The organism is Sagittula sp. (assembly GCF_052825245.1).
The window spans coordinates 1-10154 of record NZ_JBRBWD010000001.1 but is presented as its reverse complement, the minus strand read 5'-3'; the positions used below and the strand labels follow the sequence as shown (position 1 = coordinate 10154).

The following is a 10154-nucleotide window of genomic DNA, read 5'->3' as shown; positions in this document are numbered from 1 at the left end:
GCGGGTATTGGCGACGTTGAAGGACAAAAAGCCGTAGGTGTTGGCCGGGTAGAGCGGCAGCTCTGTTCCGGTGTTGAGCGCCCCCAGAAACCCCACCAACTCCCCCGATGCAGCCGACAGCAGGCGCGGCTTGAGCTCGGTGAGGCCCGAGAGGAAGACGTTCACGGCCTCACCGAGGCGCTGCAGGCGTTTGCGGGTCTCCTCTCTCAGCCGGTCCGGCGCGCTGCGGCTGAGGAACGGCAGGAGGCTTTTCGGGGGTGGGCGGTGAATGACGGTGAGCGTCAGCGTCTTGTCGCGCAGCCCGCTGGTCTCGAGTTTGGCGTGCCAGCGCCGGTCGACCTCGCCCGCGAAGCTGTCCTCACGGATCGGGTCGAGATCAGGTTTGATGGCCTTGGAGACCTTGTGGACGTAATAGCTGAATTCCGGCCCAAGTTGCGCGACGATGCGGGCAAAAAGCGCCGTCACCTTGTCGAGATAGGCATCGTCGGTCGTGTAGCTGTTGATGCCCTCGAGCCGGATGCAGCGGAAGAGTTCGTTCACCCGTGTCCGCACGGTCTGGTCGTCGACGAGGCTCACATAGGGCAGCATATGCGCGAGGCGGGTCTCGCGCTCATACCAGTCTGGCGTCATTGTGCGGGCATCGAGCGCAGCATCACGGGCGTCATCACGGGGCATAGCTGTCCCCGCCATGGATGGACCTGTTGCGCGTGGGCGGTGTCTCCTGCAGGGCCGTCATCATCACGTCGATGAAACGCGGGTCCCAATCTGCGGCCTTCCACAGCACCGGATAGAGCAGGGCGGCGAAACCCAGCACCGCGATGTGCTGGACCCAGACGAACAAGAGCACAGAGCCGAAGAGCCAGACCATCGCGTACATGATGGGCAGGCCCAGAAGCTTCGGCGGGCGCACGAGGCCCAGAAAGAGGGGCGAGCGTTCAGCCACCGGCGAAGACCGCGGCAACAATGGTGGGAGCGGCGGCAACACCAGCGATGCCCACGAGGACCCAAAGCGCTTGGCGCAGGTCGATGATGTTGAAGAACCAGCTCAAGAAAACGCCGAGGACCGCGAGTGTGGCGATGACCACACCAAGAGGGCCGGTCAGCGCATCGACAATGCCCTGCAACAAGCTCTGGATCGGGGAGAGATCGATGCTCTGTGCAAGGGCGGGCTCGGCAATGAACAGGAATAGCGCCAGCGAGGCGACAAAGAGGTTTGAAATCTGTTTCACGAATTTGATCCTTCCAATCGGGCCACGACGGCCATGACACGGGCCACGTGGTTCTGGGTTTCTCGGTAAGGGGGAATGCCACCGTGTTGGCGCACGGCGTCGGGACCGGCGTTGTAGGCCGCCAGCGCCAGATGCGGATCGCCGAAGCGCTCCAGCATCATCGCGAGGTAGCGGGCAGAGCCGTCGAGGTTCTGTTGAGGGTCACGCGGGTCGACGCCCAGATCACGCGCCGTCGCTGGCATCAATTGACCAAGGCCAATGGCACCTGCACTTGAAATCGCATCCTGCCGGTAGGCGCTCTCAACCTCGATATTGGCTCGATAGAGAGCTAGCCAATCCGTCACGGAAAGCCCCGCGCGACGCAGGCCGGGATGGCCGGCATAGCGCAAGGCCGTGGTCTGAATCCCGGAGAGGACATCGGCGCGGGGCAGGGGAGTCGGGCGGGCAAGGGCCGCGACTTGGACGCCCTCTTGCTCGGCCTCTACCTCGCCGAAGATCGCGATCCCATCGGAGGCCGAACTCTGACCAATCCCTTCATTGTAGTTTCGAGCAAAGCTGCTCTGAGAGCGGGACGGGGTCAGGGAGCCGTCGCTCTCCATGACCAGGACCATTTGCGCTGAGGCAGGTGCTGCGACCAGCCAGAGACAGACGAGGTTAGCTGCCAGCGCCCTTGTCTGATGGGGCTTTGTCTGGCGGCGCAAATTTGTGCGTACGGCTTGTCCCCGCCTCAAGCGGCAGGTCGACATGCGCAAAACCAAGGCCAATGAAGAAAGACACCACGCCGGAGATCGTCTTGAACTCGCGGATCTTGATATCGTTGTAGGTCGTCCGCGTGCGGGCGGTGACGAGGAGCTTTTCCACCCCGTCATCAGAGACAACACGCATGATCCAGACCCCGTAATAGCTGGGGCCTTTCTTGTGTGCCGACTCTTGGCACAGGATTTCTGCGCTATAGCCGCTTTCCACGAGTTCGCGGAACCTGGCTTCCGTAACCACATTTGGTGCTTCGATGTCCCAGTTCATGGCCCGGCTCACGCTTTCTCCAATGGCGCGACCCCAGGCATTCCTACTTGAAGCCCAGAGTTACGATAGTATATTATCAACCGCAAGATGTAATATCGTGCTTTGGCTGTAGTTTGGTTACGCAAACACTAGTCACGGCCAGTGTCCGCGATCAAGGAGATAACAGGTTTGAGAAACCCAAGGTTGACATGCCTGCTCCCATTGCAAGCTATGGCCCTTCTGATCTGCGTTCCTGGGCCGGTTTTGGCGGAATCCTGCTTTGCGCCATCCCGTCCTTTCCTGCCAAGCGATTCGCAGGCCGCGCGGGACTATGCGGATATCATCCGCGGCGACTTCGAAGATTACATTCAGGATATCCAGAGCTACTTCCGTTGCCTCGACGGTGAACGGGCCCGCGCCTTCGAGGAAGCGCGCGAAGTCAGCGAGGAATATGGCCGGTTCCTGCAATTGGTAGGGGATTGATGGGCAACCTCGGGAGTATCAGACTTGCAGCCCATGGAAACCAGACGCCGATAACACCCTCATATATCTACTTTTTAGATAACAGATTTCATCCGCTAGCGACGTCACAAAAGGTATGTGACGCGTGGCAAAGACAATCAGAAGCAAGGGACAAGTGGCACTCTGTCAGGCGTTGGTCGACGCCCGTGTCAAAGCGGGCCTTGGTCAGAAAGACCTGGCAGACAGGCTCAGATGCCACCAGTCCCTTATTGCCCGCCTTGAGAGCGGCCAGCGCCGGGTCGACGTTGTCGAGCTGGTCGTCTTGGCGCGCGCCATCGGCTTTGACCCGTTCGAGGTTCTGGCGATCGTTGAAGCCGCCACGGAGCCCGACCACAGGATTTGAAGCCAATGAATTGTTGAGAACACGGGAACCCACTTTCCCGGTCTGATGATCATTTCCTCATCGAGGACCAGTTAGCCAACATCAAAGAAGCCCGGCGCGCGGTCGTAGTGAACGCTCTGCAACCCCACGCCGCAATTCGCAGCGCCGCAGTGCAGGAAGCCAGTAAACAGTGAACGAAGATAAGGGTGAGGGCGTCGCGATCGCCAATCTGATCGGGACCGATGGGTGCAGTGTTGTTGGTTGGGTTTATCGCTGGAGGACAGGCTCACATGCGGTGATGTGGGACGTCCAAGGGCCCCAGCCGGTATCGGAAACCCGGCCGGATATAAGTGACGAACAGAAGCAAGAAATCGACTTCGATGCGCTGACGAGGATCGGAAGAAGCGACGACGGGTGAACAGAGCGAACCCGCGGTGTTTGCCTAAACGCCAAACAGCATGTGGACCGCGAAGCGTATGCGGTGCGGTCGTGCAAGCCAAAGAAGCCGTCTTCCATGACAAATCTACGTAGCGGCAGGTCAGTAGTTCACCTGCTCGAACCCGTAGTTGCCGTCATAGTCACGCCAATCGACGAAGACGGATCGGTGATAAATGCCAGGGCAATGCTCGCCCCAACGTTCAAGTCCCACATGGGCCTCGGGCAGGGCAGTTATCGAAGATCGCTGCCATGAGAAATCGCCTTGGGTCCCGTAGGTGCCGAGGACCACGGTCGCGCTTCGGTTACAATCCCCATCGCGCCCGGACTCGTGCTGTCGTGCATACCGTACATCGAAGACGCGGATGGACCGCACGAAATTGAACTCTGGCCCGCTGATATCGATGTCCGCGCGGTCCTGAACGAGCCGCAGGGCGAGGTCGGTGGGAACGAGATTATCTACTGGCAAGGATTGAAGCGGTCGACGGCTGTCGGTTCGGTACAAGGCTTCAAAGATGCCGCCAGCGTTGTTTTGTAACCGATCGTTCTCGTAGGAGGCGCCCATGGGACAGCGCCAGATTTGCAGCGGTGGTTCGACCGGCCAAGGTGTAATCCGCCGGATAAATTCGGCGCGGGCTCGGGCGCAAGGGACGGAAGCAGGCCAGCCGCCAGACAGGCACAAGAGGATCGCGCAATCGATCGGGTATGTCTGCGCGCGAGCGGGTATTGGCAGCGAAGAACCTGTCACGGTCAAAGCGACTGCGACCGAGGGGAGGAGCTTCTTGAGTAAATGGCGCATGCTGTGGAGCCTCCGTGATAGGAGTTCAGCATACATACAATAATATACTATCGCAACGCTAAGTATAAAGTCGCATAATGAAGTTTATGTTAACCAACTGGCGCCCTGAGCCGCTAAAACATTACGATTTGATAATGCCCCGGCAAGGGCAGTGCCACCGTACCAAAGTTACTCCTTTGCGAAAGGAGCGACCATGTTCAGAACTTTCGGATTGCTCTTGGGTCTCGCAACTGCTGTAGTTCTTTTGTTTATGGTTTCGAACAGATGCTGTCTTCTGCGAAGGCATCTGATTGAAAGCTACTCTACCTTTCACTTGCCCAGGCGATTGCCGCCTTCATTTCCGCCGGGTCGAACTAACGGAGTTCTGCCGTGGTCAGCACGTCGGCGAACCTGGTTCCCCACTCCAACAAAGCCCCTTCGCCCACCACAGAGACGCGGCGGAAGTCATTCCTATGGGCTGTGTCGATTTTCAGATCTTCGAGCAGAGCGGACGGCCCATCGTAGCCTTCGAACCTCGTGAGATCGAGAACCAGGCCGGGCTTACTTGTCTCTTGCAGGCGCTCATGAAGCAGGGCGTGCATCCGTTTCAGGTCGCTTTCGCTGAGCTTGCCCTCGCAGGCGAGGCCAATCGTGTCGTCATGAGCTGTCAGTGTCTCGGTGAACATGGTTTTCCTCCTCTTTTTCCGGTTTGCCGTGACCGTAAAGGTCAGCGTTTTCGTGTGCGCGGTCTTCGTGCTCAAATTCCAGACTCGAATGACCGATGCTGAAATCGTCCTTCAGCCGGTCCTTGATCGCGGCCTTGATCTTTTCGATTTGACCCCAGCCGTCCGCTGTCAGCACGACGTGGCAGTCCAGAGCCGCCTCGTGCTCCTGCATCTGCCACAGATGCACGTGATGAACGTCCGCGACACCATCCACACCCCGCATCGCCTGAACGACGGTTTCATTATCGATGTCCGGTGGACTGCCGAGCATCAGCGTCCGAATCGGACCGCCGATCTCGGTAAATGCGAGGTAGAGGATGTAGAGAGCGATGCCGATGGTGATCGCCGGGTCGACCCACCGCATGTTGTAGAGGAGGATGAGCGAGCCGCCGATGATGACCGCCACGGAGGCCAAAGCGTCCGATAGGTTGTGCAGGAAGAGCGCACGGATGTTCACGCTGCCTTTCTGCATCGAATAGGTGAGCAGCGCCGTCAACGTGTCGACGACCAGTGCCACACCGCCCAGGATCACCACCGTCCAGCCCTGTACCTCTGGTGGGTCGATCATGCGCATACCACCCTCGTAGATCAGGTAGAAGCCGATCAGGATAAGTGTCGTGTAGTTGATGAGCGCTGCGACGATTTCTACCCGCCCATAGCCGAAGGTCATGCGCTTGTCCGCCGGGCGGCGAGCGATCTTACGCGCGAAGAAGGCGATCACCAGCGACGCCATGTCCGAGAAATTGTGGAGGGCATCCGCGATCAGCGCGAGGCTGCCGGAAAGGATCCCGCCGACGATCTGCGCGACCGTCAGGAGGCCGTTGGCCCAGATGGCGATGGAGACGCGACGATCACCGGATTGAGGATCGATGTGGGCGTGGCCGTGATCATGCGGCACGGTTCGTCTCCTCATGGCGGCGGTTCGGCCGATCGAATCCGGGGACCGGCGGCAAGATTCCGCGGCGGATGCGGCGAACCCTGGCATTCATCCAGTGACGGATGACGTGGCGATAGAGCAAGTCGCGCACAAATCCGAAGTTCTGGCGGTGATTGACCCATCCGTCGCCCAAGTCCACCTCTACCCAGGAGTGGAGGATTTCGGACGGCGCGAGGGGATAGACGAGTTCCGGAACGACGCCTCTCTGAAGCGCCTTGTGGATTGTGAACCCGTGCAGTCGGCAGCGAACTCCCACGCCACGCAGCAGGGCCATGAGGAGCGTGCCCTTGGTGTTGCACTGCCCGTGGCCATCTGCGAGGACCTCGGACGCCGGAATGTCGTCGGCGCGGTTGTAGCCGAAGGTAATCTCGTTCCTGACGAAATCGTAGATGGCCCCAATTCGGTCGTCGCTGGGAAGGTCTGCCCAGCCGCGCTCCTCGATCAGTTTTGCAATTGAGGTCGCGTCAAAATCCAGCAGCCGGGTTTTGGCCAAATGAGGGTCGGCGGGGTTCACGGGATACCTCCTCGAATCGTTCACGAGAATATGTAGTTGCTACAGTCACTGTAGCTTCAAGCCCCGATTTCAGGCCGAGTCCTTGGTTACCTGATCGTCATTGTGCACCGCCTTGTGGTGTTCACCATGCGCGTCTCTCAGGATTCCGACGCCACCCCAGGCCGCGATGCCGGCGACAATCACGCCCACGACAAGGTCCGGCCAATTCGTTCCGAGCCAGGCTACGAGCCCGCCTGCGACGACGATTCCGAGATTGGCCGCGAAGTCGTTCCAGCTGAACGTATTCGCCGCTCGGATGTTTACGTCTGGATCGCGAAGCCGTGCCAGCAGCCAGACGCAAAGTGCGTTGATGGCCGCCGCTACCAGCGCCATGACAATCATGATCGTGCCAAGAGGATCCGATCCGCCGACGTAGCGGCGCCACGCGTCATACAGGATTCCAAGGGCGAAGAGGATCAGCAGGCCGCCCGAAACGTTCGCCGCTCCGCGCTTCCACTTGGCGGAGCGGGACAGCGCGAAGAGGCTGATCGCGTAGACGAAACTGTCCGACAGATTGTCGAGGCCATTGGCGATAAGCGCGCTTGACTCGCCGAATGCGCCCGAGGCGAAGAAAGCGACTGCCAGCCCGATGTTGAGACCCAGCACGATCCAGAGTGTGCGTCTTTCCGTTGCGTTTCTCTGCTCCGCCATGCCGGGTATCCAAATTAGTGAATTGCCAATGAGTAACTAACACCGGGCTTTTTGCGTTCCGATCAAAGGTCGTCGAAATTGCTCAGGCGCCGATCTCTTCATGGTCGGTCAGGCATTCGGAATGGTCGCGCAGTACCTCGAGCACACGGCAATCAGAAGTCTGTCCGCCGCTGCACTCATGCACCATCCGCTTCAATTCCGTCCGCAGCGCCTCGAGCCGCGCCAATCGTTGCTCGACCTGTTTGAGTTGCCGACGGGCTATTGCATCCGCCTCAGCGCAGGACTTTCCCGGATGATCGCTGAGATCGAGGAGCTCACGGATCGCGTCCAACGAGAACCCCAGTTGCCGTGCGTGCCGGACGAATGACAAGCGGTCGAGTTCGGCGTCGCCATAGCGTCGTTGGCCCCCCTCGGTCCTGCCGGGCTCAGGCATAAGTCCGATCTGCTCGTAATACCGGATGGTCTGCACCTTTGTTCCGGTCTTCTTCGCCAGCGTCCCAATCGTCAGCATTTCCGCTCCCCACATTACCTACAGTGGGTGTAGCTTTATGCGGTGCGCATCACAAGCTTCACCCGAGTTTCACAGATCGGTGATTGTTGGCCGATCGATGACAATCACGCTTGAACCTACAGTAGCTAGAGGATGTAAACGCACACAAAATATAGAATCAGGTTCGGGCGGAGCGGCGTGAGGCTTTCAGGTCTTCAGAAGGTATTGTGGGTGTTGGCGGGCGCGGCGGCGTTCGTTTTCATCTGGCTGTTGCTATGGTCCGACTACCGTGCCGATCTTGCCCGCACCGAGAGTGAACCACCGTTTCTTGCTGATTTCGAACTGACCGATCATCGCGGCATGGTCCAAACGGACGAAGATTTCGCAGGGCGCTGGATGCTGGTCTTCTTTGGCTTCACCAATTGCCCCGACGTCTGTCCGACAACACTGTCCGAAGTCGCGGCCGTGATGGAGGGCCTGGGCGATGAGGCAGCAATGGTTCAGCCGATTTTCATAACGATTGATCCGGAGCGGGATACGCCGACTGCACTTGCCGAGTATGTGCCCCTGTTCGACGCAGGGATCATCGGGCTGACCGGTACACCGGAGCAGATCGCCGCGACATCCGAAACCTTTCCGATATTCTTTGAGCGGATCGAGCAGGCGACTGCGCCGGGCGGATACACGATGGGTCACACGTCGCATCTTTTCCTTTTCGACACGCAAGCAGGCTTCGCGGACTCCTGGCCCTACGGCACGCCCGCCGAAGAGATCCTCGCCGATCTGAGACAGAGGATCTGATCGTCATGACCCGACTTTCCGGAGAGACGGCCCTTGGCCTGGCCTGGATCATCGCGCTCACCGCGTCGCTTGCCGTGCTCTTCATCGGCGAGGTTCTGGGGCAGACACCTTGCGTGCTCTGCTGGTTCCAGCGTGCCTTCATGTTCCCCTTGGCCATCATCCTCGGGCTTGGGCTGTGGTGGCAGGATCGGCGCGTGGGTCGCTACGGGATCGCGCTGGCTTTGGGCGGTGCCGCCGTCGCGCTTTGGCACTTGGGCCTCTATGTCGGCGTTATCCCCGAGCGTATCCAGCCCTGCACGGCGACCGGCCCATCCTGTACCGACGACAATCAACTGGTCTTCGGCATTCCGATTCCTTTGATGGCGCTCGTCGCCTTCGCGATGATCGGTCTGCTGTCGGCTCTCTCACTGAAGGAAACACAAAAATGAAACGACGCGGCCTCATCCTGTCCGTTCTCGCGCTCGGGGTCGCCGGTTTCGGCGGTGCCGCCTGGTATGCCACCCGCCCCGACCCGATTGCCGCGTCCGATCCCATCGACCCTGAAATGGCCGACGCGCTGATCCGACCCTATTCCCCGATCCTCGGGCCCGAGGATGCGCCCGTAACCATCGTTGAATTCTTCGACCCGGCCTGCGAGGCATGCCGCGCTTTCTATCCGGTCGTCGAGGATATCATGGCGGAGCACGGAGACGCGGTGCGCGTTGTAATCCGCTATACGCCTTTTCACGGCGAGGCGTCGGTAGAAGCGATCCGTGTGCTCGAGGCGGCGCGCATGCAGGACGTGTTTGAACCTGTGCTCGAGGCAGTCTTGCGAGAGCAGCCCAGATGGGCGTCTCACGGGACCCCGGCACCCGGATTGATCCTTGAGATTGCAGCAAGCGGAGGTCTGGATGTCGAAGCTGCCCGGACACAGATGCTGGCCCCCGGTGTTGTGGCGGTGCTCAACCAGGACCGCGCCGATGTCGAGACAGTCGGGGTCCGCCAAACGCCCACGTTCTTCGTGAACGGCAAGCCTCTCGATCCGTTCGGTGAGGCCGAATTGCAGAGGCTGGTGGCAGTGGAAGTTGCGGCAAGCCAAAGCTGATTTGCGGAGGCAGGAGAAACGAGTGGTGAAGAAGTTGAGATATACCAATGCATTGGCCGTGCTTTTCACGGTTGCAGGGCTGTCGGCCCCCGCACTGGCCGGTTCGGAGGATGTCGTGGTCGAGAATGCGTGGTCCCGCGCCTCGATCGGCGTCAATAGGCCAGGTGCCGCCTATATGACCGTGCGCAACACGGGTGAAGACGCCGTTACGCTGACCGGACTTGCGACACCGCTGGCAATGATGCCCGAGATCCATGAGTCGAAAACCAACTCCGATGGCGTCAGTTCCATGGCGCCTGCAGGCGAGATCACGATTGAGCCCGGCCAAAGCGTGGCATTGGAGCCGGGCGGGTTGCACGCCATGCTCATGAAGCTGCAAGAGCCGATGACCGAAGGCGAGAATTTCCCGCTGACACTGACCTTCTCGGATGGCGGCAAGGTGACGGTCGAGGTCCCAATCCTCGGAATCGCCGCGCGTGGACCGGAGGGCTGATGCAACGTCGGCAGCTCCTTCTATACGGCGCAGCCGGTGCCGGCGTTCTTGGCCTGACGCTCTTCGTGGGCTGGTGGCGGGTGGACGGGCCCGGTGCGCCTGAACCAAAAGGGCAGCGGCCCCTGCCCCTAT

16 protein-coding genes and 2 pseudogenes are annotated in these 10154 nt (G+C 60.0%); 7 read left to right on the top strand and 11 right to left on the bottom strand.

Annotated features, from left to right (window positions below; genetic code table 11):
• The 5 genes and pseudogenes from ACU0DV_RS00090 to ACU0DV_RS00070 all read right to left on the bottom strand — a co-directional run.
• Positions 1–675: pseudogene (locus tag ACU0DV_RS00090) on the bottom strand (type IV secretion system protein B4); the annotation flags it as partial.
• Positions 665–943, bottom strand: a complete 279-nt coding sequence (locus ACU0DV_RS00085) for a type IV secretion system protein VirB3 (RefSeq protein ID WP_008282962.1) — start codon at positions 941–943, stop codon at positions 665–667. The gene ACU0DV_RS00085 and the pseudogene ACU0DV_RS00090, both read right to left, overlap by 11 nt.
• Complete coding sequence (locus ACU0DV_RS00080) at positions 936–1229, bottom strand: TrbC/VirB2 family protein (protein ID WP_008282963.1); 294 nt, start codon at positions 1227–1229, stop codon at positions 936–938. Before ACU0DV_RS00080 ends, ACU0DV_RS00085 begins: the two co-directional genes overlap by 8 nt.
• The gene (locus ACU0DV_RS00075) at positions 1226–1840 is read right to left on the bottom strand and encodes a lytic transglycosylase domain-containing protein (protein ID WP_017469729.1); all 615 of its coding nucleotides are present in this window, start codon (positions 1838–1840) and stop codon (positions 1226–1228) included. The genes ACU0DV_RS00080 and ACU0DV_RS00075 overlap by 4 nt, the downstream gene beginning before the upstream one ends.
• Before the next feature lie 43 nt (positions 1841–1883).
• Positions 1884–2252, bottom strand: coding sequence for a hypothetical protein (locus ACU0DV_RS00070; RefSeq protein WP_008327368.1), 369 nt, complete (start codon positions 2250–2252; stop codon positions 1884–1886).
• A gap of 210 nt (positions 2253–2462) precedes the next feature.
• Between ACU0DV_RS00070 and ACU0DV_RS00065 the strand changes: the two genes are divergently transcribed.
• Both ACU0DV_RS00065 and ACU0DV_RS00060 read left to right on the top strand, forming a co-directional pair.
• Complete coding sequence (locus ACU0DV_RS00065; protein ID WP_008327366.1) at positions 2463–2714, top strand: hypothetical protein; 252 nt, start codon at positions 2463–2465, stop codon at positions 2712–2714.
• A gap of 124 nt (positions 2715–2838) precedes the next feature.
• Entirely contained in the window at positions 2839–3096 is a 258-nt protein-coding gene (locus tag ACU0DV_RS00060) for a helix-turn-helix domain-containing protein (RefSeq protein ID WP_017470289.1), read from the top strand.
• A gap of 517 nt (positions 3097–3613) precedes the next feature.
• On the opposite strand, the gene ACU0DV_RS00055 is transcribed toward ACU0DV_RS00060, so the two are convergent.
• The 6 genes from ACU0DV_RS00055 to ACU0DV_RS00030 form a co-directional block, all read right to left on the bottom strand.
• Complete coding sequence (locus ACU0DV_RS00055; protein WP_173674657.1) at positions 3614–4309, bottom strand: hypothetical protein; 696 nt, start codon at positions 4307–4309, stop codon at positions 3614–3616.
• 353 nt (positions 4310–4662) lie between these two features.
• Entirely contained in the window at positions 4663–4974 is a 312-nt protein-coding gene (locus ACU0DV_RS00050; RefSeq protein WP_127657308.1) for an STAS/SEC14 domain-containing protein, read from the bottom strand.
• Positions 4946–5911: a cation diffusion facilitator family transporter gene (locus tag ACU0DV_RS00045; RefSeq protein WP_007803480.1), complete on the bottom strand. Its 966-nt coding sequence runs from the start codon at positions 5909–5911 to the stop codon at positions 4946–4948. The genes ACU0DV_RS00050 and ACU0DV_RS00045 overlap by 29 nt, the downstream gene beginning before the upstream one ends.
• Positions 5901–6464, bottom strand: coding sequence for a transglutaminase-like domain-containing protein (locus ACU0DV_RS00040; protein WP_127657309.1), 564 nt, complete (start codon positions 6462–6464; stop codon positions 5901–5903). Before ACU0DV_RS00040 ends, ACU0DV_RS00045 begins: the two co-directional genes overlap by 11 nt.
• A 69-nt stretch (positions 6465–6533) precedes the next feature.
• Positions 6534–7154: a cation transporter gene (locus tag ACU0DV_RS00035; protein ID WP_008327361.1), complete on the bottom strand. Its 621-nt coding sequence runs from the start codon at positions 7152–7154 to the stop codon at positions 6534–6536.
• An 82-nt stretch (positions 7155–7236) separates the two neighbouring features.
• The gene (locus ACU0DV_RS00030; RefSeq protein WP_007803476.1) at positions 7237–7665 is read right to left on the bottom strand and encodes a MerR family transcriptional regulator; all 429 of its coding nucleotides are present in this window, start codon (positions 7663–7665) and stop codon (positions 7237–7239) included.
• Between the two features lie 213 nt (positions 7666–7878).
• On the opposite strand from ACU0DV_RS00030, the gene ACU0DV_RS00025 reads away from it, so the two are divergent.
• The 5 genes and pseudogenes from ACU0DV_RS00025 to ACU0DV_RS00005 all read left to right on the top strand — a co-directional run.
• A complete protein-coding gene (locus ACU0DV_RS00025; RefSeq protein ID WP_007803475.1) occupies positions 7879–8445 on the top strand; it encodes an SCO family protein in 567 nt (188 codons plus the stop codon).
• A 5-nt stretch (positions 8446–8450) separates the two neighbouring features.
• A complete protein-coding gene (locus ACU0DV_RS00020; RefSeq protein ID WP_007803474.1) occupies positions 8451–8873 on the top strand; it encodes a disulfide bond formation protein B in 423 nt (140 codons plus the stop codon).
• On the top strand, positions 8870–9529 hold the full coding sequence (locus ACU0DV_RS00015) for a DsbA family protein (protein WP_007803472.1): 660 nt from the start codon (positions 8870–8872) through the stop codon (positions 9527–9529). Before ACU0DV_RS00020 ends, ACU0DV_RS00015 begins: the two co-directional genes overlap by 4 nt.
• Positions 9530–9551: 22 nt before the next feature.
• A complete protein-coding gene (locus tag ACU0DV_RS00010) occupies positions 9552–10022 on the top strand; it encodes a copper chaperone PCu(A)C (protein WP_446273439.1) in 471 nt (156 codons plus the stop codon).
• A pseudogene (locus ACU0DV_RS00005) lies at positions 10022–10154 on the top strand (SCO family protein); the annotation flags it as partial. The gene ACU0DV_RS00010 and the pseudogene ACU0DV_RS00005, both read left to right, overlap by 1 nt.

Excerpts from the sequence above, each read along its gene's own strand:
- ACU0DV_RS00075 (WP_017469729.1), bottom strand. The coding sequence starts at position 1,840 with ATGGTCCTGGTCATGGAGAGCGACGGCTCCCTGACCCCGTCCCGCTCT.
- ACU0DV_RS00070 (WP_008327368.1), bottom strand. The coding sequence starts at position 2,252 with ATGAACTGGGACATCGAAGCACCAAATGTGGTTACGGAAGCCAGGTTC.
- ACU0DV_RS00065 (WP_008327366.1), top strand. The coding sequence starts at position 2,463 with ATGGCCCTTCTGATCTGCGTTCCTGGGCCGGTTTTGGCGGAATCCTGC.
- ACU0DV_RS00055 (WP_173674657.1), bottom strand. The coding sequence starts at position 4,309 with ATGCGCCATTTACTCAAGAAGCTCCTCCCCTCGGTCGCAGTCGCTTTG.
- ACU0DV_RS00050 (WP_127657308.1), bottom strand. The coding sequence starts at position 4,974 with ATGTTCACCGAGACACTGACAGCTCATGACGACACGATTGGCCTCGCC.
- ACU0DV_RS00035 (WP_008327361.1), bottom strand. The coding sequence starts at position 7,154 with ATGGCGGAGCAGAGAAACGCAACGGAAAGACGCACACTCTGGATCGTG.
- ACU0DV_RS00030 (WP_007803476.1), bottom strand. The coding sequence starts at position 7,665 with ATGCTGACGATTGGGACGCTGGCGAAGAAGACCGGAACAAAGGTGCAG.
- ACU0DV_RS00020 (WP_007803474.1), top strand. The coding sequence starts at position 8,451 with ATGACCCGACTTTCCGGAGAGACGGCCCTTGGCCTGGCCTGGATCATC.
- ACU0DV_RS00015 (WP_007803472.1), top strand. The coding sequence starts at position 8,870 with ATGAAACGACGCGGCCTCATCCTGTCCGTTCTCGCGCTCGGGGTCGCC.